The sequence below is a fragment of the Pseudomonas sp. PL-6 genome (assembly GCF_054110165.1).
Genome location: NZ_CM134189.1, coordinates 3,185,516 through 3,209,893 on the forward strand (window position 1 = coordinate 3,185,516; position 24,378 = coordinate 3,209,893).

The 24,378-nt window shown below is 65.7% G+C and carries 19 protein-coding genes and 3 tRNA genes; 6 read left to right on the plus strand and 16 right to left on the minus strand.

Annotated elements, in window-relative coordinates; translation table 11 throughout:
* Positions 1–42: 42 nt before the first annotated feature.
* The 6 genes from clpX to ACW9UL_RS13480 form a co-directional block, all read right to left on the minus strand.
* Positions 43–1,323: an ATP-dependent Clp protease ATP-binding subunit ClpX gene (gene clpX, locus ACW9UL_RS13455; RefSeq protein ID WP_457787321.1), complete on the minus strand. Its 1,281-nt coding sequence runs from the start codon at positions 1,321–1,323 to the stop codon at positions 43–45.
* A gap of 109 nt (positions 1,324–1,432) precedes the next feature.
* The gene (clpP, locus tag ACW9UL_RS13460) at positions 1,433–2,074 is read right to left on the minus strand and encodes an ATP-dependent Clp endopeptidase proteolytic subunit ClpP (RefSeq protein ID WP_031303098.1); all 642 of its coding nucleotides are present in this window, start codon (positions 2,072–2,074) and stop codon (positions 1,433–1,435) included.
* Between the two features lie 92 nt (positions 2,075–2,166).
* A complete protein-coding gene (tig, locus tag ACW9UL_RS13465; protein ID WP_457787322.1) occupies positions 2,167–3,477 on the minus strand; it encodes a trigger factor in 1,311 nt (436 codons plus the stop codon).
* Between the two features lie 127 nt (positions 3,478–3,604).
* A tRNA-Leu gene (locus tag ACW9UL_RS13470) sits at positions 3,605–3,689 on the minus strand.
* A 56-nt stretch (positions 3,690–3,745) separates the two neighbouring features.
* Positions 3,746–3,821: transfer RNA gene (locus ACW9UL_RS13475), tRNA-His, on the minus strand.
* 35 nt (positions 3,822–3,856) lie between these two features.
* A tRNA-Arg gene (locus ACW9UL_RS13480) sits at positions 3,857–3,933 on the minus strand.
* Positions 3,934–4,201: 268 nt separating this feature from the next.
* Here ACW9UL_RS13480 and folD point away from each other — a divergent pair.
* Positions 4,202–5,056: a bifunctional methylenetetrahydrofolate dehydrogenase/methenyltetrahydrofolate cyclohydrolase FolD gene (folD, locus tag ACW9UL_RS13485; protein ID WP_021445157.1), complete on the plus strand. Its 855-nt coding sequence runs from the start codon at positions 4,202–4,204 to the stop codon at positions 5,054–5,056.
* A gap of 59 nt (positions 5,057–5,115) precedes the next feature.
* On the opposite strand, the gene ACW9UL_RS13490 is transcribed toward folD, so the two are convergent.
* Genes ACW9UL_RS13490 through ACW9UL_RS13515 form a run of 6 tightly spaced genes read right to left on the minus strand, consistent with a single transcriptional unit; the run spans position 5,116 to position 11,055 of the window.
* Positions 5,116–6,858, minus strand: a complete 1,743-nt coding sequence (locus ACW9UL_RS13490) for an ABC transporter substrate-binding protein (protein ID WP_457787323.1) — start codon at positions 6,856–6,858, stop codon at positions 5,116–5,118.
* Between the two features lie 51 nt (positions 6,859–6,909).
* Positions 6,910–7,182, minus strand: coding sequence for a DUF2160 domain-containing protein (locus ACW9UL_RS13495; RefSeq protein WP_037053054.1), 273 nt, complete (start codon positions 7,180–7,182; stop codon positions 6,910–6,912).
* Positions 7,183–7,194: 12 nt separating this feature from the next.
* Positions 7,195–7,995 (minus strand): carbohydrate ABC transporter permease, encoded by an 801-nt coding sequence (locus tag ACW9UL_RS13500; protein WP_021445160.1) that lies wholly within the window; start codon positions 7,993–7,995, stop codon positions 7,195–7,197.
* Between the two features lie 8 nt (positions 7,996–8,003).
* A complete protein-coding gene (locus ACW9UL_RS13505; RefSeq protein WP_457787324.1) occupies positions 8,004–8,867 on the minus strand; it encodes a carbohydrate ABC transporter permease in 864 nt (287 codons plus the stop codon).
* On the minus strand, positions 8,864–9,961 hold the full coding sequence (locus tag ACW9UL_RS13510) for an ABC transporter ATP-binding protein (protein ID WP_457787325.1): 1,098 nt from the start codon (positions 9,959–9,961) through the stop codon (positions 8,864–8,866). The genes ACW9UL_RS13505 and ACW9UL_RS13510 overlap by 4 nt, the downstream gene beginning before the upstream one ends.
* Positions 9,961–11,055: an ABC transporter ATP-binding protein gene (locus ACW9UL_RS13515; protein WP_021445163.1), complete on the minus strand. Its 1,095-nt coding sequence runs from the start codon at positions 11,053–11,055 to the stop codon at positions 9,961–9,963. Before ACW9UL_RS13515 ends, ACW9UL_RS13510 begins: the two co-directional genes overlap by 1 nt.
* A gap of 260 nt (positions 11,056–11,315) precedes the next feature.
* On the opposite strand from ACW9UL_RS13515, the gene ACW9UL_RS13520 reads away from it, so the two are divergent.
* The 3 genes from ACW9UL_RS13520 (at position 11,316) to ampC (ending at position 15,260) form a co-directional block, all read left to right on the plus strand.
* Positions 11,316–13,154, plus strand: coding sequence for a sigma-54-dependent Fis family transcriptional regulator (locus tag ACW9UL_RS13520; RefSeq protein ID WP_457787326.1), 1,839 nt, complete (start codon positions 11,316–11,318; stop codon positions 13,152–13,154).
* Between the two features lie 13 nt (positions 13,155–13,167).
* Positions 13,168–13,974 carry an alpha/beta fold hydrolase gene (locus ACW9UL_RS13525; protein WP_457787327.1) on the plus strand — a complete coding sequence of 269 codons (807 nt, stop codon included), beginning with the start codon at positions 13,168–13,170 and terminating at the stop codon, positions 13,972–13,974.
* Positions 13,975–14,081: 107 nt separating this feature from the next.
* Positions 14,082–15,260, plus strand: a complete 1,179-nt coding sequence (gene ampC / locus ACW9UL_RS13530) for a class C beta-lactamase (protein ID WP_457787328.1) — start codon at positions 14,082–14,084, stop codon at positions 15,258–15,260.
* A gap of 55 nt (positions 15,261–15,315) precedes the next feature.
* On the opposite strand, the gene ACW9UL_RS13535 is transcribed toward ampC, so the two are convergent.
* Positions 15,316–15,951 carry a DUF2459 domain-containing protein gene (locus tag ACW9UL_RS13535; RefSeq protein WP_457787329.1) on the minus strand — a complete coding sequence of 212 codons (636 nt, stop codon included), beginning with the start codon at positions 15,949–15,951 and terminating at the stop codon, positions 15,316–15,318.
* Positions 15,952–16,024: 73 nt separating this feature from the next.
* Entirely contained in the window at positions 16,025–18,856 is a 2,832-nt protein-coding gene (locus ACW9UL_RS13540) for an AMP-binding protein (protein ID WP_457787330.1), read from the minus strand.
* 130 nt (positions 18,857–18,986) lie between these two features.
* Here ACW9UL_RS13540 and ACW9UL_RS13545 point away from each other — a divergent pair, with 130 nt between their 5' ends.
* Entirely contained in the window at positions 18,987–20,264 is a 1,278-nt protein-coding gene (locus ACW9UL_RS13545) for an MFS transporter (RefSeq protein ID WP_457787331.1), read from the plus strand.
* A 51-nt stretch (positions 20,265–20,315) separates the two neighbouring features.
* Here the strand turns inward: ACW9UL_RS13545 and cysS are convergent, their stop codons facing one another.
* Together cysS and ACW9UL_RS13555 are read right to left on the minus strand one after the other, a co-directional pair.
* Positions 20,316–21,698 carry a cysteine--tRNA ligase gene (gene cysS, locus ACW9UL_RS13550; RefSeq protein ID WP_457787332.1) on the minus strand — a complete coding sequence of 461 codons (1,383 nt, stop codon included), beginning with the start codon at positions 21,696–21,698 and terminating at the stop codon, positions 20,316–20,318.
* Positions 21,699–21,848: 150 nt separating this feature from the next.
* Entirely contained in the window at positions 21,849–23,516 is a 1,668-nt protein-coding gene (locus tag ACW9UL_RS13555; RefSeq protein WP_397498462.1) for a glutamine--tRNA ligase/YqeY domain fusion protein, read from the minus strand.
* 362 nt (positions 23,517–23,878) lie between these two features.
* On the opposite strand from ACW9UL_RS13555, the gene ACW9UL_RS13560 reads away from it, so the two are divergent.
* Positions 23,879–24,376: a peptidylprolyl isomerase gene (locus ACW9UL_RS13560; protein WP_021445885.1), complete on the plus strand. Its 498-nt coding sequence runs from the start codon at positions 23,879–23,881 to the stop codon at positions 24,374–24,376.
* Positions 24,377–24,378: the final 2 nt, after the last annotated feature.

Here is a 24,378-nt window from a genome sequence, read left to right on the forward strand (position 1 = left end):
GGGGCCCAGCGGGCCCCTTCATTGCACCATGTAACTTGAGCGTTACACGTCTGGCGCGGCTTTGGCTTGCGGCTCGCTGTTCTCGTAGATCAGCAGCGGCTTGGAGCTGCCTTCGATCACGCTCTCGTCGATCACCACCTTGCTCACTTCCTGCTGGGAAGGGATCTCGTACATGGTGTCGAGCAAGATACCCTCGAGGATCGAACGCAGGCCGCGGGCGCCGGTCTTGCGCTCCAGGGCCTTGTGTGCGACTGATTTCAGCGCATCCGGACGGAACTCCAGATCCACCCCTTCCATCTCGAACAGCTTGGCGTACTGCTTGGTCAGCGCATTCTTCGGCTCGGTGAGAATCTGTACCAGCGCCGCTTCGTCCAGCTCCTCGAGGGTGGCGATCACCGGCAGGCGACCAACGAACTCGGGGATCAGACCGAACTTGACCAGATCGTCCGGCTCCACTTCACGCAGGGACTCGCCGAGCTTCTTGCCGGTGTCCTTGCTGCGCACCTCGGCGTTGAAACCGATGCCACCCTTGGTCGAGCGACCCTGGATGACCTTCTCCAGGCCGGAGAAGGCGCCGCCGCAGATGAACAGGATGTTGCGCGTATCGACCTGCAGGAACTCCTGCTGCGGATGCTTGCGCCCGCCCTGCGGCGGTACCGAGGCCACGGTGCCTTCGATCAGCTTGAGCAGCGCCTGCTGCACGCCCTCGCCCGACACATCGCGGGTGATCGAGGGATTGTCCGACTTGCGCGAGATCTTATCGATTTCATCGATATAGACGATGCCCATCTGGGCCTTCTCGACGTCGTAGTCGCACTTCTGCAGCAGCTTCTGGATGATGTTCTCGACGTCCTCGCCCACGTAACCGGCCTCGGTCAGGGTGGTGGCGTCGGCGATGGTGAACGGCACATTGAGCAGACGCGCCAGGGTTTCCGCCAACAGGGTCTTGCCCGAGCCGGTCGGACCGATCAGCAGAATATTGCTCTTGCCCAGCTCGACAACGTCTTTCTTGTCGCGCTGGTTGAGGCGCTTGTAGTGGTTGTACACCGCTACCGAAAGCACCTTCTTGGCCCGCTCCTGACCGATCACATACTGATCGAGGATGCTGCTGATTTCCTTGGGAGCCGGCAATTTGTGCGCGCTGCTCTCGGCCTGGGCTTCCTGCACCTCCTCGCGGATGATGTCGTTGCACAGGTCGACGCACTCGTCGCAGATGAATACGGAGGGACCGGCAATCAATTTGCGTACTTCATGCTGGCTTTTGCCGCAGAAAGAGCAATAGAGCAGCTTGCCGTTGTCCTCGCCGTTGCGGGTATCAGTCATTCGATCAATCCAATACGGTAGGCTTGAAACACAAGATGAAGGCAAATGCGGGCATTTTCAAGCCCGCGACGCGGCCGACTCGTCGCCGACCGCTCTATGGCGCGGTGCTTCAGACCGCCAGTTGACGCTTGTCCAGAACCTTGTCGATCAGACCGTACTCCACCGCCGCCTCGCCGCTCATGAAGTTGTCGCGGTCGGTATCCTTGGCGATGACCTCGATCGGCTGGTTGCAGTGGTCGGCGAGGATCTTGTTCAGGCGCTCGCGAATGGTGAGGATCTCGCGGGCATGGATCTCGATATCCGAGGCCTGGCCCTGGAAGCCGCCCAGCGGCTGGTGGATCATCATGCGCGAATGCGGCAGGCAGTAACGCTTGCCGGCGGCGCCGCCAGCCAGCAGCAACGCCCCCATGCTGCAGGCCTGGCCGATGCAGATGGTGGAGACGTCCGGCTTGATGAACTGCATGGTGTCGTAGATCGACATGCCGGCAGTCACCGCACCGCCCGGCGAGTTGATGTACAGGTGGATGTCCTTGTCCGGGTTCTCCGCTTCGAGGAACAGCAGCTGCGCCACCACCAGGTTGGCCATGTAGTCTTCGACCGGGCCGACCAGGAAGATCACCCGCTCTTTGAGCAGGCGCGAATAGATGTCGTAGGCACGCTCACCGCGGGCCGACTGTTCGACGACCATAGGCACCAGGCCGCCGGCGGCCTGGATGTCGGGCATGTGTTGCATAAAAGGATTGCGGGACATGTCTTGCGCTCACTCCCTAAATAGTCATGTCTCAAATACGCATAAGCCAGCACTAAGGCTGGCTTATGGTGTGCTCGAACGAGGTTGCGAGATCAGTCGGCTTTCGGGGCTTCTGCCGGCTTGACTGCGTCTTCGTAGGAGACCGTTTTGTCAGTCACGTTGGCCTTCTGCAGAACAGTATCTACAACTTGTTCTTCCAGTACAACCGAGCGAACTTCGTTCATCTGCTGGTCGTTCTTGTAGTACCAGGCCACGACCTGCTCCGGCTCCTGGTAGGCCGACGCCATTTCCTGGATCAGCTCGCGCACGCGGGCGTCATCGGGCTTCAGCTCGAACTGCTTGACCACTTCGGCGACGATCAGACCCAGCACGACGCGGCGCTTGGCCTGCTCTTCGAACAGCTCGGCCGGCAGCTGATCCGGCTTGATGTTGCCGCCGAACTGCTGAACGGCCTGCACGCGCAGACGGTTCACTTCGTTGCTGATCAGCGCCTTCGGCACTTCGACCGGGTTGGCGGCCAGCAGGCCGTCCATCACCTGGCTCTTCACCTTGGACTTGATGGCCTGGCGCAGTTCGCGCTCCATGTTCTTGCGCACTTCGGCGCGGAAGCCTTCCAGACCGCCTTCCTTGATGCCGAACAGGGCGAAGAACTCGTCGTTCAGCTCAGGCAGTTGCGGGGCGGAAACGCTGTTCACGGTGACGGTGAACTCGGCGGTTTTGCCGGCCAGATCGAGGTTCTGGTAATCCTCGGGGAAGGTCGGGTTGATCACGCGCTCTTCACCGGCCTTGACGCCGACCAGGGCATCTTCGAAGCCCGGGATCATGCGACCGGAGCCCAGCACCAGCTGGGTGCCTTTGGCACTGCCGCCGGCGAAGGCTTCGCCATCGATCTTGCCGACGAAGTCGATGTTCAGCTGGTCGCCATTCTCGGCGGCACGCTCGACGGCTTCGAAACGGGTGTTCTGCTTGCGCAGGATGTCCAGCATGTTGTCGACGTCGCTATCGACCACGTCGGCTTGCAGGCGCTCGATGGCGATGGAGTCGAAACCGGCAACCTGGAACTCGGGAAACACTTCAAAGGTGGCGACGTATTCCAGATCCTTGCCCTTCTCGAAGGACTTCGGCTCGACGGACGGCGCACCAGCCGGGTTCAGCTTCTGCTCGACCACGGCTTCGTAGAAGGTGGCCTGGATCAGGTCGCCCAGGGCTTCCTGACGAGCGGCGTCTTCGTAACGCTGACGGATGACGCTCATCGGCACCTTGCCAGGACGGAAGCCAGGAACCTTGGCGCGACGGGCAGTCTGCTGCAGACGCTTGTTGACTTCGGTCTCGATGCGCTCGACGGGGACGCCGACGGTCATGCGGCGCTCAAGAGCAGAAGTGCTTTCAACAGAAACTTGCATGGATATTCCTCGTTGCACAGACATAAGCCGGCTCGAACCGGCCCCGAATCAAGGGCATGCATTCTAGAGGGTCGATGTGCAGAAGTCACCCTAGAAGCAGGCGGCAGTCGGGAGGGCTAGATAAAGATGGTGCGGACGGAGAGACTCGAACTCTCACACCTTGCGGCGCCAGAACCTAAATCTGGTGTGTCTACCAATTTCACCACGTCCGCGTGGTCGGAACCTTAAAACAAAAACGCCAGGCTTTGGGGCCTGGCGTTCTGGAATATGGGGTGGACGATGGGAATCGAACCCACGACACCAGGAGCCACAATCCTGTGCTCTACCAACTGAGCTACGCCCACCATATTGCTTTTTGCTTGCATGCCTAGCTGCCAAATGGCACGCCCGGCAGGACTCGAACCTGCGACCATCCGCTTAGAAGGCGGATGCTCTATCCAGCTGAGCTACGGGCGCCTATCCATCTGCAAGCGCAGACTTAAAGCTTTCGGCTTAGGCTCTACCACAAGGGCTTTACCGCTGCCGTCTTACCCAGCGACTGGCTGTGCTCGACAAGCGGGGCGAATGTTATAGAGGCGGCCACACCCCGTCAACAGAAAAAATCAAAAAAATTCAGCGATATAAAGGAGTTACGCGAAAACGACGGCAGGCGCCTTTGCCCGAGGGAGCGCCCATGCGAGAATGCGCGTCCTTTTTTCATCCTTATTAATGGTTAATCAGCGCAATGACCGCACAACTGATCGACGGCAAGGCGATCGCCGCCAGCCTCCGCCAGCAGATTGCCCAACGTGTCGCCGAGCGCCGCCAGCAAGGCCTGCGCGCGCCGGGCCTGGCCGTGATCCTGGTCGGTACCGATCCCGCCTCCCAGGTCTATGTGTCCCACAAACGCAAGGACTGCGAAGAGGTCGGTTTCCTCTCCCGCGCCTACGACCTGCCAGCCGAGACCAGCCAGGCCGATCTGCTCGCCCTGATCGACGAACTCAACGAAGACCCGGCCATCGACGGCATCCTGGTGCAACTGCCGCTGCCCGAACACCTGGACTCCTCCCTGCTGCTCGAGCGCATTCGCCCGGACAAGGACGTGGACGGTTTCCACCCCTACAACATCGGTCGCCTGGCCCAGCGCATGCCGCTGCTGCGCCCCTGCACGCCGAAGGGCATCATGACCCTGCTGCAAAGCACCGGCGTCGATCTGTACGGCATGCATGCCGTAGTAGTCGGCGCCTCCAATATCGTCGGCCGGCCGATGGCCATGGAGCTGCTGCTGGCCGGTTGCACCGTCACCGTCACCCACCGCTTCACCAAGGATCTGCCGACCCACGTTGGCCAGGCCGACATCGTCGTGGTCGCCGCCGGCAAGCCGGGTCTGGTCAAGGGCGAGTGGATCAAAGAAGGCGCCATCGTCATCGACGTCGGCATCAACCGTCAGGAAGACGGCAAGCTGGTCGGCGACGTGGTCTACGAGACCGCCCTGCCCCGCGCCGGCTGGATCACCCCGGTGCCGGGCGGCGTCGGCCCGATGACCCGCGCAGGCCTGTTGGAAAACACCCTGCACGCAGCCGAACACCTGCATAAATAAGCAGCGCTCACAACGAACAACGGCACCCGCGGGTGCCGTTGTCGTTTCTGCCTTACCGATCAGTTGCGCGCCTGCTCCCAGGATTTGAGCAGCTCGTCATAGGCGATGGTCTCGCCCTTGGGCTTTTCGTTGTCCAGCTTCGGTTTCGGCGCACCCGGCTGATCCAGCCAGTATTGCGGATCACGCGGCTCGTTCAGCTTCGGCCCGCATTCACCCAGCACGCCGGAGCGCTCCAGGCGGCCGAGCATGGTGTCCTGCGCCGCGGCCAGACCATCGAGCGCCTGCTGCGGGGTCTTGTCGCCGCTGGCGGCCTCGGCGATGAACTGCCACCACAGCTGGGCCAGACGCGGATAGTCCGGCACGTTGGTGCCAGTCGGCGTCCATTGCACCCGCGCCGGGCTGCGGTAGAACTCCACCAGCCCACCGAGCTTGGGCGCCGCCTCGGTCATGGCCTGGGAGTTGATGTCCGACTCGCGGATCGGCGTCAGGCCGACCAGGGTCTTCTTCAGCGACACTGTCTTGGAGGTGACGAACTGGGCGTAGAGCCAGGCGGCCAGGCGCTGCTTCTCCGGGGTGGACTTGAGGAAGGTCCAGGAGCCGGCGTCCTGATAGCCGAGCTTCATGCCCTCCTCCCAGTACGGGCCCTTGGGCGACGGCGCCATGCGCCACTTCGGCGTACCGTCCTCGTTGACCACCGGCAGGCCCGGCTTGGTCATGTCGGCGGTAAAGGCGGTGTACCAGAAGATCTGCTGGGCGATGGCGCCCTGCGCCGGCACCGGCCCCGCCTCGGAGAAGGTCATGCCCTGGGCTTCCGGCGGCGCGTATTGACGCATCCAGTCGACGTACTTGCTGGTCGCGTAGACCGCCGCCGGGCCGTTGGTGTCACCGCCACGGGCGACGCTGGAGCCCACCGGCCGGCAGCCGTCGACGCGAATGCCCCATTCGTCCACCGGCAGGCCGTTGGGCAGGCCCTTGTCGCCGCCGCCGGCCATGGAGAACCAGGCATCGGTAAAGCGCCAGCCCAGCGACGGGTCCTTCTTGCCGTAATCCATATGGCCGTAGACACGCTGGCCGTCGATTTCCTTGACGTGCACCGAGAAGAACTCGGCGATGTCCTCGTAGGCCGACCAGTTGACCGGCACGCCCAGCTCGTAGCCGTAGATTTCCTTGAACTTGGCCTTGAGCTCCGGGCGCTCGAACCAGTCGGCGCGGAACCAGTAGAGGTTGGCGAACTGCTGGTCCGGCAGCTGGTAGATCTTCTTGTCCGGCCCGGTGGTGAAGGAGATGCCGATGAAGTCCTCGAGATCCAGGGTCGGCGAAGTGAAGTCCTTGGCCTCGCCGGCGATCATGTCGCTGATCACCACCGCCTTGCCGTAGCGCGCGTGGGTGCCGATCAGGTCGGAGTCGTTGACCCAGCCGTCATAGATGTTCTTGTCCGACTGCATCTGGGTCTGCAGCTTCTCGACCACGTCGCCTTCCTGCAGCAGGTCGTGTTTGAGCTTGATGCCGGTGATCTCGCTGAAGGCCTTGGCCAGCACCTTGGACTCGTACTCGTGGGTGGTGATGGTTTCCGACACCACGCTGATGTTCATGCCGCGGAACGGCTCGGCGGCCTTGATGAACCATTTCAGCTCTTCGAGCTGCTGCTCGGGCGTCAGGGTCGAGGGATTGAACTCCTCGGCGATCCATTTCTTCGCGGCCTCCTCAAAGGCATCGGCCCAGACCGCACCGCTCAAACCGGACAACGCCAGCAGGGCGGCCAACGCCATGCTATGTCGGGTCTTGTTGTTATTGTCGAACATAGAGACCTCCATCTCAGGATATGGGGAGAGGCATACCGGTGGCAGCCCGGCTCAGCCCCAGCGCATGACTGCGCACAACCACAACAGTGATAGCAGCGAGGCTATCCACACGCTCCAGTCGGTCACGCCTATCACCAGCAGGTGCAGGTAGGCGCTGCCGAGCAGACCGATAAACAGCCGATCGCCCCGGGTGGTGGCAATCGGCAGAAAACCCTTGCGCTCGACGCAAGGCCAGCGCAGCTCGACCAGCGTCATGCCGGCCAGCAGCACGGCGATGCCGGCAAAGAACAGCGCGGTCGGTAGAGTCCAGGCCATCCAGCTCATGACGAACCTCCCTTACACGCGACCGAGGGCGAAGCCCTTGGCCACATGGTTGCGAACGAACCAGATCACCAGCATCCCCGGAAGGATGGTCAGCACCCCGGCGGCGGCCAGCACGCCCCAGTCGATGCCCGAGGCGGACACGGTACGGGTCATCACCGCCGCGATGGGCTTGGCGTCCACCGAGGTCAGGGTGCGCGCCAGCAGCAGCTCGACCCAGGAGAACATGAAGCAGAAGAAGGCGGTGACGCCGATGCCGGAGCGAATCAGCGGAATGAAGATCTTCACGAAGAACTTGGGAAAACTGTAGCCGTCGATATAGGCCGTCTCGTCGATTTCCTTGGGCACACTGGACATGAAGCCCTCGAGAATCCACACCGCCAACGGCACGTTGAACAGGCAGTGCGCCAGCGCCACGGCGATATGGGTGTCGAACAGGCCGATGGACGAGTACAGCTGGAAGAACGGCAGCAGGAACACCGCCGGCGGCGCCATGCGGTTGGTCAGCAGCCAGAAGAACAGGTGCTTGTCGCCAAGGAAGCGGTAGCGCGAGAAGGCATAGGCCGCCGGCAGCGCCACGCTGAGCGAGATCAGGGTGTTGAGGCTGACGTAGTACAGCGAGTTGAGGTAACCCTCGTACCAGCTGCGGTCGGTGAAAATCACCCGGTAGTTGTCCAGGGTGAAGTTTTGCGGCCACAGACTCAGGCCGCCGAGGATCTCGGTATTGCCCTTGAACGACATGTTCAGCAGCCAGTAAATCGGCACCAGCAGGAACAGGAAGTAGAGCAGCAGCACCAGGCGTTTGCGCAGCATCATGGTCGGCCTCAGCGGGTTTTGTCGTCGTGGGTCATGGCGGTGTAGAACAGCCAGGACACCAGCAGGATGATCAGGAAGTACACCAGCGAGAACGCCGCCGCCGGGCCCAGGTCGAATTGGCCGATGGCCATTTGCGTCAGGGTCTGACTGAGGAAGGTGGTGGCGTTGCCCGGCCCGCCGCCGGTGAGCACGAAGGGCTCGGTGTAGATCATGAAGCTGTCCATGAAGCGCAGCATCACCGCGATCAGCAGCACGCTTTTCAGCTTGGGCAGCTGGATATGGCGGAACACCGCCCAGTTCGACGCGCGGTCGATGCGCGCCGCCTGGTAGTAGACGTCGGGAATGGCGCGCAGCCCCGAGTAGCACAGCAGCGCCACCAGCGAGGTCCAGTGCCAGACGTCCATGATCAGCACCGTCACCCAGGCGTCCATGGTGTTGGAGGCATAGTTGTAGCTGATGCCCAGCTTGTTCAACACCCAGCCCATCAGGCCGATGTCGGCGCGGCCGAAGATCTGCCAGATGGTGCCCACCACGTTCCACGGGATCAGCAACGGAATGGCCATCAGGATCAGACACAGCGAGGCCCAGCGCCCGCGCGTCGGCATGCACAGGGCGATGGCGATGCCCAAGGGAATCTGGATCAGCAGCACGCAGGCGGAGAAGATGAACTGGCGCAGCAGCGAGTCGTGCAGGCGCGGGTCCTGCAGCACCTGGCGATACCAGTCGACGCCGACGAAATAGCGGGTGGACGGATCGAAGATGTCCTGCACCGAGTAATTGACCACCGTCATCATCGGCACGATGGCGCTGAACGACACCAGCAGGAACACCGGCAGCACCAGCCACCAGGCCTTGTTGTTCTGCACCCTCATGGCGCCACCTCCACCAGGTAGTCGTCGGCGTAGAGCATCAGCCACTGCGCCGGGAAGCTCAGGTACACCTGCTCGCGCGGCACCGGCTGATCCTCCTGCAGGCGCGCCTTGAGCACCTGGCCGTCGAGGTCGAAGGTGAGGATCTTGTAGGTGCCGAGGTCCTCGACGTGCAGCACCCGGCCGCACAGCGCGTCTTCGTAGGCGCCATCCCATACGTGGACGAACTCGGGGCGGATGCCCACCTGCAGGCGCTTGCCCTCCAGTTCGGCCAGGCGTCGATTGAGCCCCTCGGTCAGCGGCAGCACGGTATTGGCGAAGCGCACCCCGCCCTCGCAGCGCTGCACCTCGATCAGGTTCATGCCCGGACTGCCGATGAAGTAGCCGACGAAGGTGTGCCCGGGGCGCTCGAACAACTCGCGCGGCGTGCCGAACTGAACGATCTGTCCGCCGTACATCACCGCGATCTTGTCGGCGAAGGTGGAGGCCTCCAGCTGATCGTGGGTGACGTAGACCATGGTGATATTGAACTGCTCGTGGATCTGCTTGAGCTTGCGCCGCAGCTTCCACTTCAGGTGCGGGTCGATCACCGTCAGGGGCTCGTCGAAGAGGATCGCCGACACGTCGTCGCGCACCAGGCCACGGCCCATGGAGACCTTCTGCTTCTCGTCGGCGGTGAGGTTGCGCGCCTTCCTGTGCAGCAGCGGATGCAGTTCCAGCACCTCGGCGATCTCGTGCACCTTGCTCATCACCCGCGCTTCGTCCAGGCCCTGGTTGCGCAGCGGGAAGGCCAGGTTGTCGAACACCGTCATGGTGTCGTAGACCACCGGGAACTGAAAAACCTGGGCGATGTTGCGCTGCTGCGGCGACAGCGCGTTGACCGCCTTGCCGTCGAACTGCACCTCGCCCTGAGACGGGCTGAGCAGGCCGGAGATGATATTGAGCAGGGTCGACTTGCCGCAGCCCGACGGCCCCAGCAATGCATAGGCGCCGCCCTGCTGCCAGACGTGGTTCATCTCGCGAATTGCATAGTCTTCAGGCGCTTTCGGCACGCCGCTGTAGCTGTGCGCGAGGTTGTGCAGACGAATCTCGGCCATCAGGCGGCCCTCCCCTGACGACGGCTGGGCGCCTGCACCAGTTGCCCGTCGGCGGCGAAGACGAACAGCTTGTGGGTGGGGATATAGATGAGGATCGGCGCATCCACCGCGTACTCGTGCACCCCGGGTAGGTGCAACACCAGCACGAACTGCTCATTGCGCACGTGGAGGAAGGTTTCCGAGCCGCTGATCTCGGCCAGCTCGACGGTCACGGCCAGTTCCAGATCATCGTCGTTGGACGGCACCAGGCCGATATGGCTGGGCCTGACGCCGAAGCGGTACTCGCCCTCGGCGATGCCGCGCAGATCGGGGTTGAGCGGAAAGTGCACGCAATCGGCGAAGCTCACCTCGGTGCCACTGATGCGCCCAGGCATCAGGTTGATCGCAGGTTCCGAGAACAGCTCGGCGGCCAGCACCTGCTGCGGGCGGTGGTAGACCTCGGCGGTCCTGCCACTCTGCACCACCCGTCCTTCGTGCAGGATGGTGGTGGTGCCACCCAGGGCCAGCGCCTCGTTGGGCTCGGTGGTGGCGTAGATGGCGATGGTGTGGCGCGCCTGGAACAGCTCGCGCATTTCCTGACGCAGCTCCTCGCGCAGCTTGTAGTCGAGGTTGACCAGGGGCTCGTCGAACAGGATCAGGGACGCGTCCTTGACCAGCGCCCGCGCCATGGCCGTGCGCTGCTGCTGGCCGCCGGACAGCTCCAGCGGGTAGCGCGCCAGCAGCTTGTCGATGCGCAGCATGCGCGCGGTGGCCTCGACCTTCTCGACGATCTGCTCCTTGGCCACCCCGGCCTGGCGCAGCGGCGAGGCGATGTTCTCGAACACCGTCAGGGTCGGGTAGTTGATGAACTGCTGATAGACCATCGACACGTTGCGCTGGCGCACCGGCACACCGGTGACATCGGCGCCGTTCATCAGCACGCGGCCGCTGCTGGGGCGGTCCAGCCCGGCCATCAGCCGCATCAGGCTGGTCTTGCCGGCCAGGGTGCGGCCGAGCAGGACGTTGAAGGAGCCGGGTTCGAAACTCAGGCAGGCATCGTCGATATGCACCTGGCCGTCGACGATACGGGTGACGTGTTCGAGCTTGAGCGACATGGCCTGTCCTTTTTCTTGTGCTGCCATTCGGTTTCGAACACCTACAGCGACAAGCGTGCCAGACCGCCAAAAATCAGGGTATCTATCTGTTCCAGAAGAGAAATAAGCGCAGGTTCAGGTTGCTGGGCGATGTTCGACTGAACACTTTTGAACAGTCGAATGTGAACAACTGAACAATTCGTTCGTTGACTTTGAACAGGCTTGAACGAAACTGGACCGATCGCGGCGCAGATCGCGAACCAACAAGAAGAGATCGCACCATGACAGAAGCTGCCCGCGCACCGGCGCATGACGCCATCATCCAGGAGTCCTGGTCGCGCTGCCGTGACTACGGTCTGACCCACCAGAGCACGCCGCGCTTCGACCCGCCGCCCCCCGGCGAACTCTCGGCCCTGCTGGAAAGCCGCCAGGCCTTGGTGCAGACCACCCACCAGGAGGTGCTGCCCTACTACGGCACCATCCTCGCCAACTCCAACTGCCTGATCATGCTGGCCGACGAGCAGGGCCGGCTGCTGCAGTCCTGGGGCGACCGGCGCTTCATCGAGCCGCGCCAGGCCGCCGGCTTCGTCGCCGGCGCCAGCTGGCTGGAGCGCTACACCGGCACCAATGCCATCGGCACCGCACTCGGTTGCGGCCAGGCCGTGCATATCCAGCACGACGAGCATTTCCTCAAGGCCAATCGCTTCATGACCGGTTCGGCCTCGCCGATCTTCGACGAACAGCGGCGCATGATCGCCGTGCTCGACGTCTCCAGCGACAGCTACCTGCCGCCGGCGCATACCCTCGGCATGGTCAAGATGATGAGTCAGTCGGTGGAGAACCGCCTGATCCTCAAGCTGTTCGCCGACCAGTACCACCTGCTCAGCTTCAACACCAGCCTGGACAACCTCGACAGCCCCTGGGCCGGCCTGGTGGTGTTCGACGAACAGGGCCATGTGGTCTCGGCCAACCGCCGCGCCGATAACCTGCTCGGCCAACCGCTGGCCTACGGCGCCATCGAGCAGCTGTTCGACGTGCCCCTGCAGCAACTGCTCAACCAGCCGGACGGCCAGCCATTCGGCCTGCGCACCAGCGGCCAGTTGCGTTTCCATGCGCGGATTCGACGCCCGGCGCAGCCGGCACCGATCCAGGCCCGCGATTTCCGCCCGCAGATCGCGCCGCGCCCCAGCGGCGAACCCGAGCTGCATGCGCTGAGCCTGGGCGATGCGCGGATGGACAAGGCCATTCGCCAGGCCGAACGCCTGCTGGAGAAGGACATCCCGATCCTGGTGCAGGGTGAAACCGGCGCCGGCAAGGAGGTCTTCGTCAAGGCCCTGCACCGTGCCAGCTCACGCGCCAGCCACCCCTTCATCGCGGTCAACTGCGCGGCCATTCCGGCGGAACTGGTGGAATCGGAGCTGTTCGGCTACGAAAAGGGTGCCTTCACCGGCGCCAGCCAGAAGGGCCATGTCGGCCTGATCCGCAAGGCGCACAAGGGCACCCTGTTTCTCGACGAGATCGGCGACATGCCGCTGCGGGTGCAGGCCCGTTTGCTGCGCGTGCTGCAGGAGCGCTGCGTGCAGCCGCTGGGCAGCAGCGAACAGCATCCGGTGGACGTGCAGCTGATTTCCGCGACCAACCGCCCGCTGCGCCAGGACGTCGACAGCGGTCAGTTCCGCGCCGATCTGTACTACCGTATCAGCGGGCTGAACCTGGAACTGCCGCCGCTGCGCGAACGCAGCGACAAGCAGGCGCTGTTCCAGCGGCTGTGGGAGCAGCACCGCGAACCCAAGCAATGGGCCGGACTCAGCCGCGAGGTGCTGGAACTGTTCCAGCGTCATCCCTGGCCGGGCAACCTGCGTCAGCTCAGCAGCGTGCTGCGCGTGGCGCTGGCCATGGCCGACGACCAGCCCATCCGTGCCGAGCACCTGCCGGACGACTTCTTCCTCGATCTGCCGGCGAGCGCACCCGGTGCGGCGCAGGCATCGTCGGTCGAGCCCAGCGATCTGGCCAGCCAGTACCGCGCCTGCGGCGGCAACGTCTCGGGCCTGGCGCGGCGCCTGGGCGTCAGCCGCAATACCCTGTACAAGCGCCTGCGCGAGCAAGGCGTGCGCGTCTAGCGCGGGAGGTTGCATGCCACACGAAGCCTTCTGTCGCGAGGCCGGCAACGGCCCGGCGGTGGTCTGCCTGCACGCCAACGCCAGCAGTTCCAGCCAGTGGCAAGCGCTGATGGAGCGCCTGGCGCCCGACTACCGAGTCCTCGCGCCCGACGCCTACGGCGCCGGCAAGAGTCCGGACTGGCCGTCGGATCGGCAGATCAGCCTGGGCGACGAAGTCGAGCTGATCGAACCGCTGCTGGCGAAGGCCGGCGCACCGCTGGCGCTGGTCGGTCACTCCTACGGCGCGGCGGTGGCCCTGCTCGCCGCCCTCAGGCACCCCGAGCGGATCGCCGCGTTGGTGCTTTACGAACCGACGTTGTTCGCCCTGATCGATGCCCGGCAACCGCCGCCCAATGCCGCCGACGGCATTCGCGCGACAGTGGCGCAATCGGCGGCCGCTCTGGATGCGGGCGATCCCGCGGCGGCCGCCGAACACTTTATCGACTACTGGATGGGGCCCGGCAGCTGGCGGCAGATGCCCGAGCGGCGTCAGGCCCCCATCACCGCCTCGGTGCGCAACGTGCGCCGCTGGGCTTATGCGCTGCTCAGCGAGCCCACAGCGCTGGCGGCCTTCACCACGCTGCGCGTGCCGGTGCTCTACCTGCTCGGCGAGCGCTCGACCGCCGCCGCGCACGCGGTGGCCGAGCTGTTGCTGGCCAGCCTGCCCCGGGTCGAGCGGCTTGAATTCGCCGGTCTCGGCCATATGGGCCCCGTCACGCACCCGCAGCCGGTCAACGAGGCGATTGCAGCCTTTCTCGCCCTGCATCACCCTGTACGCTGACCTCACTGGCTAGCATTGGCGACGCCGCCGCATCGCCAGCGTCGCGCTAGCGAGCGCGCACAACATGCCAATTCACCTCATATAAACTCAATAACTAACTGATTTTAATGAAATTAAAAATCCTAGAATCTACTTTAAGTCGCCTGCGTGCAGCGTTCCTGCTGGGCTTGCTGCTCGGCGCCGGCGACACTCTGGCCGGCAGCACGGCGAAGCAGCAGATCGAAACGGCGGTGAACGCCATCATTGAACCGCTGATGGCCGAGCACGCCATTGCCGGCATGGCGGTCGCCCTGAGCGTCGAGGGCCGGCGCTACACCTTCAACTACGGCCTGGCCTCGAGGGAAACGGGGCAAGCCGTCGACGACGCCACCCTGTTCGAGATCGGCTCGGTCAGCAAGTTGCTCAGCGCCACCCTGGGCGCCTACGCCGCGGCCAGCGGCAAACTCGACCTGCACGACAGCGCCAGCCAGCACCTGAGCGAGCTGCGCGGCGGCCCCTTCGAGCAGATCAGCCTGCTCGACCTGGCCACCTACAGCGCCGGCGGCCTGCCCCTGCAGTTTCCCGAACAGGTGCTGGATCGCGCGTCGATGCTGGCCTATTACCGCAGCTGGCAACCGAGCTATGCCGCCGGCACCCAGCGCCTCTACTCCAACCCGAGCATCGGCCTATTCGCCCACCTGGCCGCCGCCAGCCTGGGCGAGCCTTTTGCCGAATCGATGGAACGGCGGCTGTTTCCGGCCTTCGCCCTGACGCAAAGTTATATCCAGGTACCGCCCTCGCACCTGCCCGCCTACGCCCAGGGCTACGACAAGGCGGATCAGCCGGTGCGGGTCAACCCCGGCATGCTGGACGCCGAGGCCTATGGGGTAAAAGCCAGCGCGGCGGATCTGCTGCGTTTCGTCGAGGCCAACCTGCACCCCGAGGCGCTACCCGAGCCCTGGCCGCGCGCCGTGGCGATGACCCAGGCTGGGTATTACCGGGTCGGCGACATGAGCCAGGGCCTGGGCTGGGAGCGCTACGCCTACCCCATCGACCTGGCGCGCCTGCAGGCCGGCAACTCCGCGGACATGGCGCTGCAGCCACAGGCCATCGAGCGCTTCGACGCGCCCATACCCGCCACAGGCGACCTGCTGCTGAACAAGACCGGCTCGACCAACGGCTTCGGCGCCTATGTCCTGCTGCTGCCGGCACGGGACATCGGCCTGGTGCTGCTGGCCAACCGCAACTACCCCAACACCGAGCGGGTGCGGGTGGCCCTGCAGATACTCGACGCGCTACCGCGCTGAATGACACTGCAGCCCGGATGCAATCCGGGCAGGCGCCGACTGCAGGCTGGCGCGGTCACGGCGCTTGGCAAATGAAACCCGCCAGCGCCGGGCGCCGCAGCTGCCTCATCAGCCCGGACGCGGTCAGCGGCGAGCCCTCGCCGAGCGGCAGCCCGGCCGCCGCCAGCGCCTCGGCGACCCAGGTGTTGCAGGTATTGAGCAGCGAGTAGCGGCCGTTGGCCCGGTAGAAGCGACTGTGCCTGTACAGGCCGGGGCCGAGCGCTTGCGGCCGACCTTCGGCATCCAGGGCGAAGCCGGCCTGCAGGTAGTCCAGCAGGCGCTGGTAGCCCGCCTCGTCCAGCGCCAGGGTCATCTGCCCGCCAGTCGGCCGCGCGGCCAGCTGCACCAGGTGCAGCACGCTGTCGCCCGACCAGAACAGCGCCTGCACGCCCTGAGCGAAACCGGCATCCGGGTTGCGGTAGAAGCCCTCGTCGCCCCAACCCAGCTCGATAAAACCCGTGCCAGGGAAGTCCTCGGCCAGGCCCGGCAGGCGCTGCAGCAGGTCGGCTGCCGGCAGCAGCAGGCCGGCGTGCAGGCCGTGGTCGACCACCTGCACCGCCCTGCGCGGGGCGCAATCCGGCGGCGCCTGAGGAGGCTCGGGCGCGCTGGCGCAGCCGAGCAGCAGCACGACAAACAGCAACGGGATGCGCATAGGCGGTCGACTCGCAGCCGGGGTCAGGCTCAACCATAAGCCAGATCCCACCCATCCGTGCACGCGGGCCGCGCTAACCGAAGCGCGGCACCCGCTCATCCTCCTCCAGCTGCTGCAACAGCGCCGCACGGGTCGCATCGCGCAGGCGAATCGCCTCCAGCCAGCTGTTCTGCTGCGCCCTCAGCGGCGCACAGAACTCGACCCGCAGCGAACTCCGACGAGGCAGCCAGTGACCGTCGCGCAGCCACTCGCGCGTACCGCCGATGGCCAGCGGCAGCAGCTCGGCGCCGCTGCGTGCGGCCAGAACGAAGGCGCCCATGCGCAACGGCCGCAACCCCGGCTCGGGGCCGAAGGTGCCCTCGGGGAAGATCACCAGCGACTCGCCTGCCGCCAGCGCCGTCAGCAGTGCCTCGGCATCGGCGGCGCCACCGCGCGGGTCGACGCGCTCGACGAAGTGGGCGCCGAGCCGGCGCAGGAAACGCCCGGCGATGCGCTGCTCGGCCAGCTCGCGCTTGGCGACGAAGGCGAACTGCGGCGGCAGCACGGCGCAGAGCAGCAGACCGTCCAGGTAGCTGGCATGGTTGGCGGCCAGCACCTGTACCGAAGCGGTGGACAGCCGCTGCAGCCCGCCGACCGCCGGCGACACGCCGGACAGCGCGAGGTACAGGCGCGCCCCGGCCCGCGCCCACAGACGACACCAGCGCCGCCGCGGCAGCAGGGCCACGCCGAGCCAGGTCGGCGCCGCCAGCAACGCGAACAGCAGCCAGCAGTACAGGCCATAGAGCCACGCGCCGGCATCACGCCAGCTGCGCCGCAGCTGCCCGCGCAGGCCCTGGCCGACCAGCCGCAGCAGCTGCCGCCAGACCGCCAGGCGCGGCCGGCCTATGTCGCCACGCTCGAAGGCCTCGCGGCAGGCGGCGCGGCGGATCTTGCCGCTGGAGGTCTTCAGCACGCTGTGCGGCGGCGCCAGGACGATGTCGTCCGGCGGCACGCCGGCCAGCTCGAGCACCACGCGGCTGACCTCCTGCTGCAGTTGCCGACGCCGCCCGGCCTCCTGCTCCAGGGTTTCCGCCAGCACCACCAGGCGCTCCGTGCCACTGGCCGGATCCTGGCTGCCGAACACCGCGACGCAGCCCTTGCGCAGCCCCGCCAGGTTACCCACCGCGGTTTCCAGGTCGTAGGGGTAGATATTGCGCCCGGCGCGGATGATCAGGTCCTTGGCGCGCCCGGTCAGGTAGACCTCGCCGCCGGCCATGTAGGCCAGGTCGAGCGAGTCCATCCAGCCGTCGCGCAGGACCCGGCGGGTTTCCTCCGGGTTGCGCAAGTAACCGGCGCTGGTGGACGGGCCGCTGAACTGCAGGTGCCCTTCGCGGCGCTCGGGCAGCTCGACGCCGCGCTCGTCGACGATGCGGATGCGGTGCCCCGGCAACGGCCGGCCGCAGGCGACGAAATGCAGCACCGCGTCATCCTGCGCGCCCGCCGGTCGCGCCTCGCCGCGGCGCTGGAACGCCTCGCGCTGCACCCGGTCGACCAGCAGCCCGCGGCCCAGGGGCGGAAAGGCCACGCCCAGGGTCGCCTCGGCCAGGCCGTAGACCGGGGTCTGCGCGGCCGGGGCCAGGCCGTAGCGGGCAAAACGCTCGGCGAAGCGCCGCAGGGTGTCCGGGTTGACCGGCTCGGCGCCGTTGCAGGCCAGGCGCCAGCAGCTCAGGTCGAGGCCCTCCAGCTCCGCCTCGGGCAACTTGCTCAGGCACAGTTCGTAGGCGAAGTTGGGCGCCGCCGACAGCGTGCCGCGCAAGCGATGGATGGTCCACAGCCAGCGCGCCGGGCGGGCGAGGAAGGCCAGCGGCGACATCAGCGCCAGGCGCACGCCGTGGTACAGGCTGCCCAGCCAGGCGCCGATCAGGCCCATGTCGTGGTACATCGGCAGCCAGCTGACGAACACATCCTGCGGCCCCACCTGCAGGGCCTGACCCATGGCCCGCAGGTTGGCCAGCAGGTTGGCGTGGCTGACCATCACCCCCTTGGGCTGGCCGGTGCTGCCCGAGGTGTACTGCAAGAAGGCGAGGTCCTGCGCGCCCCTGGCCGGCGTGACGCAGCCGCCGCCCTCGCCGGCCAGTTCGGCGACGCTGGCGATACGCCGCAGGCTCGGCACCTGCGGGCGCAGCAGGCGGGCCAGCAGGCGCGCCTCGCTCACCGTGATCAGCAGCCGCGCCTCGGCGTTGGTGAGGATGCCGACCTGGCGGCGCAGGTGCTCCTCGATCTGCGACAGGCGCAGGGGCGGATAGATGGGCACGGGCACCCCGCCGGCCAGCAGGATGCCGAAGAAGGCGTAGAGAAAGTCGCGCCCGGTGGGCAGCATCAGCGCCACCGCCTGTCCCGGCCGCAGGCCGCCGAGCTGCAGGCCGGCGGCCACCGCCTGGGCGCCGCGGTGCAGAGCGCCGTAGCTGATGTCCTCTTGCTCGTCGCCCTCGCCAAGCAGGTGCACGTGGGTGCGTTGCGGGTGGCGGCGCGCGTGCCACTCCAGCACCTGCATCAGGGTCTGCGCCGTCGCCGGCACCTGGGCGGTGTCCGCCTCGGTGTCGGGCGCGACGACGGGCGACGCGGCGGCCGCCGGCGCAGTGCGCCCCTGCAGCGCCCGCAGCAGGTCGGCGGGGGTCTCGGCACTGGCGAACAGGCTATCCGGCAGGCGCACGCCGAATTCCTGCTCGATGCGCGCCCACAACTCGGCGCGGGCCAGGCTGTCCAGGCCCAGATCGCGATCCAGCACGCTGTCCAGGCCCGGTTGCAGCGCAGTCGCGGCCTGCGGGCGCAATTCGCTGACGGTGCGCCGCACGATCTCCAGCAGGCGCTCCACATCCCTGTCGCAACCCGGCGCGGCCTTGGTTGACGGTGGCGGACGAGACATCGGCGACCCTCACAGGTTGTGTAGGTCAGTGGCCATTATGCGCCCAATAGACAAGATGGGCGTTCCGCCTGACGAGACGCCCACCCCCGGCTAGGCTTGCAGCTACCAACGCGATGAAAGAGAGAGCCGCATGCCAAGCAGTCTCGCCCCCGGCGTACGCCGCCGAGAAGTCTGGGCCTGGGCGATGTTCGACTTCGCCAACTCCGGCTACACCACGGTGGTGATCACCGCGGTGTTCAACGCCTACTTCGTCGCCGTGGTAGCCGGCGGCCAGGCCTGGGGCACCCTGGCCTGGACCAGCGCGATCGCCCTGTCCTATGCCCTGATCATCCTCAGCGCGCCGCTGCTCGGCGCCTATGCCGACGCCCTCGCCTGCAAGAAGCGCCTGCTGCTGGTCAGCGCCCTCGGCTGCATCCTGTTTACCGCGGGGCTGGCACTGGCCGGGCCGGACACGCTGGTCGTGGCGCTGATCTTTATCGTGCTGTCGAACTTCTGCTTCGGCACCGGCGAGAACCTGATCGCCGCCTTCCTCCCCGAACTGGCCCGACGCGAGGCGCTGGGCCGGGTCTCTGGCTGGGGCTGGGGCTTCGGCTATATCGGCGGACTGGTCAGCCTGGGCGCCTGCCTGGCCTACGTGACCTGGGCCCAGGCACAGGGCCAAAGTGCCGAGCAGTTCGTGCCGGCCTGCATGCTGATCACCGCGGCGTTGTTCGCCATCGCCTGCACGCCCACCTTTCTCTTCCTGCGCGAGCGCAGCCGGCCGCAGCTGGGCGCCGCCACCGCCGCACGGGCGGCCTGGGCACGCCTCGCCCAGACCCTGGGTGAGGCCGGGCGCTACCGCGACCTGCTGCGTTTTTTGCTGTGCACCGTGTGCTATCAGGCCGGCATCTCGGCGGTGATCACCCTGGCCGCCATCTATGCCGACCAGGTCATGGGCTTCAGCACCCAGGACACCCTGCTGCTGATCTTCGCGGTGAACGTCACCGCCGCCATCGGCGCCGTGTTGTTCGGCTGGCTGCAGGACCGCATCGGCCACCGCGCCACCCTGAGCCTTACCCTGCTGGGCTGGATCGCCATGGTCGGTCTGGTCTGGGCGGCCCAGGGGCCGGGGCTGTTCTGGCTGGCCGCCAACCTCGCTGGCCTGTGCATGGGCGCCAGCCAGTCGGCCGGGCGCGCCATAGTCGGCCTGCTGGCACCGGCCACGCGCCTGGCGGAGTTCTTTGGCCTGTGGGGCCAGGCGGTCAAGCTGGCGTCCATCCTCGGCCCCATGACCTACGGCCTGACCAGCTGGCTGAGCGGCGGCGACCATCGCCTGGCGATGCTGATCACCGGCAGCTACTTCGTGATCGGCCTGCTGATCCTGGCCAGCGTCGACCTGGAGCGCGGCCGCCGCGCAGCCCTCGCATAAACGACAAGGGCCGCTCGAAAGCGGCCCTTGTCGCGTTACCTGCGCAATCTGTTACTCGGCCAGGCGCCAGCTGGTGCCGCCCTTGCCGTCTTCCAGCACCACGCCCATGGCGGTGAGCTGGTCGCGGATGCGGTCGCTCTCGGCCCAGTTCTTCTCGGCGCGGGCCGCAAGGCGCGCGGCGATCAGCGCTTCGACCTCGGCGGCGTCGACCTTGCCGGCGGCGCCGGCCTGCAGGAAGGCGTCGGGCTCCAGCTGCAGCACACCGAGCACGTAGGCCAGCTGCTTGAGCTGGGCGGCCAGGCCGGCGGCAGCCTGGACGTCGGTCTCGCGCAGGCGGTTGACCTCGCGGATCATCTCGAACAGCACAGCGCAGGCTTCCGGCGAGTTGAAGTCGTCATCCATCGCCGCACCGAAACGCTCGACGAATTCCTCGCCGCCGGCAGGTGCCACTTCCGGCAGCCCCTTCAGGCCGTTGTAGAAGCGCTCCAGGGCGCCCTTGGCTTCCTTGAGGCTGTCTTCGGAATAGTTGATCGGGCTGCGGTAGTGGCTGGACACCAGCAGGTAGCGCACCACCTCGGGGTGGTACTTCTCCAGCACCTCGCGGATGGTGAAGAAGTTGCCCAGGCTCTTGGACATCTTCTCGCCGTCCACGCGCACCGCGCCGGCGTGCATCCAGGCCTTGGCGTAGAGCTTGCCGGTGGCCGCCTCGCTCTGCGCGATCTCGTTCTCGTGGTGCGGGAACACCAGGTCCGGGCCGCCGCCGTGGATGTCGAAGGTCTCGCCCAGGCAGCAGGTGGACATCACCGAGCACTCGATGTGCCAGCCCGGACGGCCCTTGCCCCAGGGCGAATCCCAGCTCGGCTCGCCGGGCTTGGCGCCCTTCCACAGCACGAAGTCCAGTGGGTCCTGCTTGATCTCGTCCACTTCGATACGCGCGCCAATCTTCAGCTCGTCGATCTTGCGGCGCGACAGCTTGCCGTAGCCTTCGAACTTGCCGACGCGGTAGTACACGTCGCCATTGCCCGGGGCGTAGGCGTAGCCCTTGTCGATCAGGGTCTGGATCATCTGGTGCATGCCGGCGATATGGCCGGTGGCGCGCGGCTCGATGTCCGGGCGCAGCACGTTCAGGCGCGCCTCATCCTCGTGCATGGCTTTGATCATGCGCTCGACCAGGGCCTCGAACGGCTCGCCGTTCTCCTGCGCGCGCTTGATGATCTTGTCGTCGATATCGGTGATGTTGCGCACGTAGGTCACGTCATAGCCGCGCTGGCGCAGCCAGCGGGTGACCACGTCGAAGGCCACCATGACCCGGGCGTGGCCGATATGGCAGAAGTCGTAGACGGTCATGCCGCACACGTACATACGCACGCTGTTGCCTTCCAGCGGCTGGAAGGCGTCCTTGGTCTTGCTCAGGGTGTTGTAAATGCTCAGCATCTTTTCAGATTCCTCAAGAACGGCTTTCAAAGCAGCGAGCGAAGATCAGGCAAGGCGAAGCGGGATGAGGAAGCGGAATGTACTGCAGTACACGAGCATTCCGAACCTCGCTTCAACACAGCATGATCGAGCGCAGCAATTTGACAGCCGTTATTGCCCCCAGGAGTCGCGCAGGGTGACGGTACGATTGAACACCGGCTTGCCCGGCTGCGAGTCCTTCAGGTCGGCGACGAAGTAGCCTTCGCGCTCGAATTGGAAACGCTCTTCCGGCGCGGCCTGGGCCAGCGACGGCTCGGCGCGGCAGCCCTTGAGCACCACCAGCGAATCCGGATTGATGTTGTCGAGGAAGGTCTGGCCCTCCTCGGCCTTCTCCGGGTTGGCCGAACGGAACAGGCGATCGTACAGACGCACTTCGCACTCGACGCTTTCGGCGGCCGGCACCCAGTGGATCACACCCTTGACCTTGCGGCCTTCCGGGTTCTTGCCCAGGGTGTTCTCGTCATAGCTGCAGCGCAGCTCGATCACGTTGCCGGCGGCGTCTTTCACGGCCTCGTCGGCGCGGATCACATAGCTGCCACGCAGGCGCACCTCGCCGCCCGGGATCAGGCGCTTGAAGCCGTCCGGCGGGGTTTCCTCGAAGTCGCTGGCGTCGATATAGAGCTCGCGGCTGAACGGCAGCACGCGCACGCCCATGTCCTGCTTGGGATGGCGCGGCAGTTCGAGGTTCTCGACCTGGCCCTCCGGGTAGTTGGTGATGACGACCTTGAGCGGCTTGAGCACGCACATGGCACGGGCGGCGTTGGCGTCCAGGTCCTCGCGGATGGCGAACTCCAGCATGCCGATATCGACCACGCCGCCGGCGCGGTTGACGCCGATCATGTCGCAGAAGGCGCGGATCGAGGCCGGGGTGTAGCCGCGGCGGCGGTAGCCGGACAGGGTGGACATGCGCGGATCGTCCCAGCCCTGCACATGGCCTTCATCGACCAGCTGCTTGAGCTTGCGCTTGCTGGTGATGGTGTAGTTCAGGTTGAGCCGGGCGAATTCGTACTGACGCGGCTGCGCCGGCACCGACAGGTTGGCCAGGAACCACTCGTAGAGCGGGCGATGGTCCTCGAACTCCAGGGTGCAGATGGAGTGGGTGATACCCTCGATGGCGTCCGACTGACCGTGGGTGAAGTCGTAGCTGGGGTAGATGCACCACTTGTCGCCGGTCTGATGGTGATGGGCGTGACGGATGCGGTAGAGGATCGGATCGCGCAGGTTGATGTTCGGCGAGGCCATGTCGATCTTGGCGCGCAGCGAGCGGGCGCCGTCGGCGAACTCGCCGGCCTTCATGCGGGCGAACAGGTCGAGGTTCTCCTCCACCGAACGCTCGCGGAACGGGCTGTTCTTGCCCGGCTCGGTCAGGCTGCCGCGGTAGGCGCGCATCTCGTCGGCGTTGAGGTCGCAGACGAAGGCCTTGCCGGCCTTGATCAGCTCGATGGCCCAGGCATGCAGCTGGTCGAAGTAGTCGGAGGCGTAGCGCTCGCTACCGGCCCACGAAAAGCCCAGCCACTCGACGTCGGCCTTGATCGCATCGATGTATTCCTGGTCTTCCTTGGCCGGGTTGGTGTCGTCGAAGCGCAGGTTGCACTCGCCGCCGAACTCCTGGGCCAGGCCGAAGTTCAGGCAGATGCTCTTGGCATGACCGATATGCAGGTAGCCATTGGGCTCCGGCGGGAAGCGGGTGACGATCTTGGCGTGCTTGCCGCTGTCCAGATCGGCCTGGACGATGGGGCGCAGGAAGTTGGCGGCTTTTTCGACGGTGGGCTTGCTCATGGGGTCCTTAAGATCATGCTGGCGCGGCGCAGGGGGGAACCTCTAAAAACGTAGGCGAGGCAGCCAGAGCAAGGCGCAACGACCAACGGGAGTAACAGCCAAAGGCTGGCCCGAAGGGTGAGCGCCAGCGAGTCAAACAGGCGAGGAAGCGCAGTTTACGAGTTGTAAATGAGCATTCCGAGCCTGTTTTTAACGCAGCAATGGCAACGCAGGTAGTTTTTAGAGATTCCCCCTGGGTAGGCCGACTGGAACAAAGCCCGTATCATACCCAACCCGTCAACCCCCTGACAGCTGCAATGCAGTGGCCGCTCCGGCGCCCGCCCGAGCTCGGTGCCCTGCCCCATTCGAGAGTGAGTCCCCCCATGATCAAACTGCACACCAACCACGGCGTCATCACCCTGAAGCTGTTCGCCGACAAGGCCCCGGAAACCGTGGCCAACTTCGAACAGTACGTGAAGGAAGGCCACTACGACGGCACCATCTTCCACCGCGTGATCGGCAACTTCATGATCCAAGGCGGCGGTTTCGAGCCGGGCATGAAGCAGAAGCCGACCCGCGCGCCGATCAAGAACGAAGCCAACAACGGCGTCGCCAACAAGGTCGGCACCATCGCCATGGCCCGCACCATGGAGCCGCATTCGGCCAGCGCGCAGTTCTTCATCAACGTCGCCGACAACAGCTTCCTCAACCACAGCGCACCGACCGTTCAAGGCTGGGGCTACGCGGTGTTCGGTGAAGTGGTCGAAGGCATGGACGTGGTCGAGAAGATCAAGGCCGTGGCTACCACCATGAAGGCCGGCCACCAGGACGTACCGGTGGACGACGTGATCATCGAGAAGGCCGAAGTCGTCGCCGAGTAAGT

What these genes read in the sequence shown, in the direction of transcription:
- ACW9UL_RS13525 (WP_457787327.1), top strand. Translation starts at nt 13,168, where the DNA reads ATGCCACACGAAGCCTTCTGTCGCGAGGCCGGCAACGGCCCGGCGGTG.
- ACW9UL_RS13495 (WP_037053054.1), bottom strand. Translation starts at nt 7,182, where the DNA reads ATGAGCTGGATGGCCTGGACTCTACCGACCGCGCTGTTCTTTGCCGGC.
- ACW9UL_RS13490 (WP_457787323.1), bottom strand. Translation starts at nt 6,858, where the DNA reads ATGTTCGACAATAACAACAAGACCCGACATAGCATGGCGTTGGCCGCC.
- ACW9UL_RS13520 (WP_457787326.1), top strand. Translation starts at nt 11,316, where the DNA reads ATGACAGAAGCTGCCCGCGCACCGGCGCATGACGCCATCATCCAGGAG.
- ACW9UL_RS13555 (WP_397498462.1), bottom strand. Translation starts at nt 23,516, where the DNA reads ATGAGCAAGCCCACCGTCGAAAAAGCCGCCAACTTCCTGCGCCCCATC.
- ACW9UL_RS13505 (WP_457787324.1), bottom strand. Translation starts at nt 8,867, where the DNA reads ATGAGGGTGCAGAACAACAAGGCCTGGTGGCTGGTGCTGCCGGTGTTC.
- ACW9UL_RS13545 (WP_457787331.1), top strand. Translation starts at nt 18,987, where the DNA reads ATGCCAAGCAGTCTCGCCCCCGGCGTACGCCGCCGAGAAGTCTGGGCC.
- folD (WP_021445157.1), top strand. Translation starts at nt 4,202, where the DNA reads ATGACCGCACAACTGATCGACGGCAAGGCGATCGCCGCCAGCCTCCGC.
- clpX (WP_457787321.1), bottom strand. Translation starts at nt 1,323, where the DNA reads ATGACTGATACCCGCAACGGCGAGGACAACGGCAAGCTGCTCTATTGC.
- ACW9UL_RS13560 (WP_021445885.1), top strand. Translation starts at nt 23,879, where the DNA reads ATGATCAAACTGCACACCAACCACGGCGTCATCACCCTGAAGCTGTTC.
- cysS (WP_457787332.1), bottom strand. Translation starts at nt 21,698, where the DNA reads ATGCTGAGCATTTACAACACCCTGAGCAAGACCAAGGACGCCTTCCAG.
- ACW9UL_RS13540 (WP_457787330.1), bottom strand. Translation starts at nt 18,856, where the DNA reads ATGTCTCGTCCGCCACCGTCAACCAAGGCCGCGCCGGGTTGCGACAGG.
- clpP (WP_031303098.1), bottom strand. Translation starts at nt 2,074, where the DNA reads ATGTCCCGCAATCCTTTTATGCAACACATGCCCGACATCCAGGCCGCC.
- ACW9UL_RS13535 (WP_457787329.1), bottom strand. Translation starts at nt 15,951, where the DNA reads ATGCGCATCCCGTTGCTGTTTGTCGTGCTGCTGCTCGGCTGCGCCAGC.
- ampC (WP_457787328.1), top strand. Translation starts at nt 14,082, where the DNA reads ATGAAATTAAAAATCCTAGAATCTACTTTAAGTCGCCTGCGTGCAGCG.
- tig (WP_457787322.1), bottom strand. Translation starts at nt 3,477, where the DNA reads ATGCAAGTTTCTGTTGAAAGCACTTCTGCTCTTGAGCGCCGCATGACC.
- ACW9UL_RS13510 (WP_457787325.1), bottom strand. Translation starts at nt 9,961, where the DNA reads ATGGCCGAGATTCGTCTGCACAACCTCGCGCACAGCTACAGCGGCGTG.
- ACW9UL_RS13500 (WP_021445160.1), bottom strand. Translation starts at nt 7,995, where the DNA reads ATGATGCTGCGCAAACGCCTGGTGCTGCTGCTCTACTTCCTGTTCCTG.
- ACW9UL_RS13515 (WP_021445163.1), bottom strand. Translation starts at nt 11,055, where the DNA reads ATGTCGCTCAAGCTCGAACACGTCACCCGTATCGTCGACGGCCAGGTG.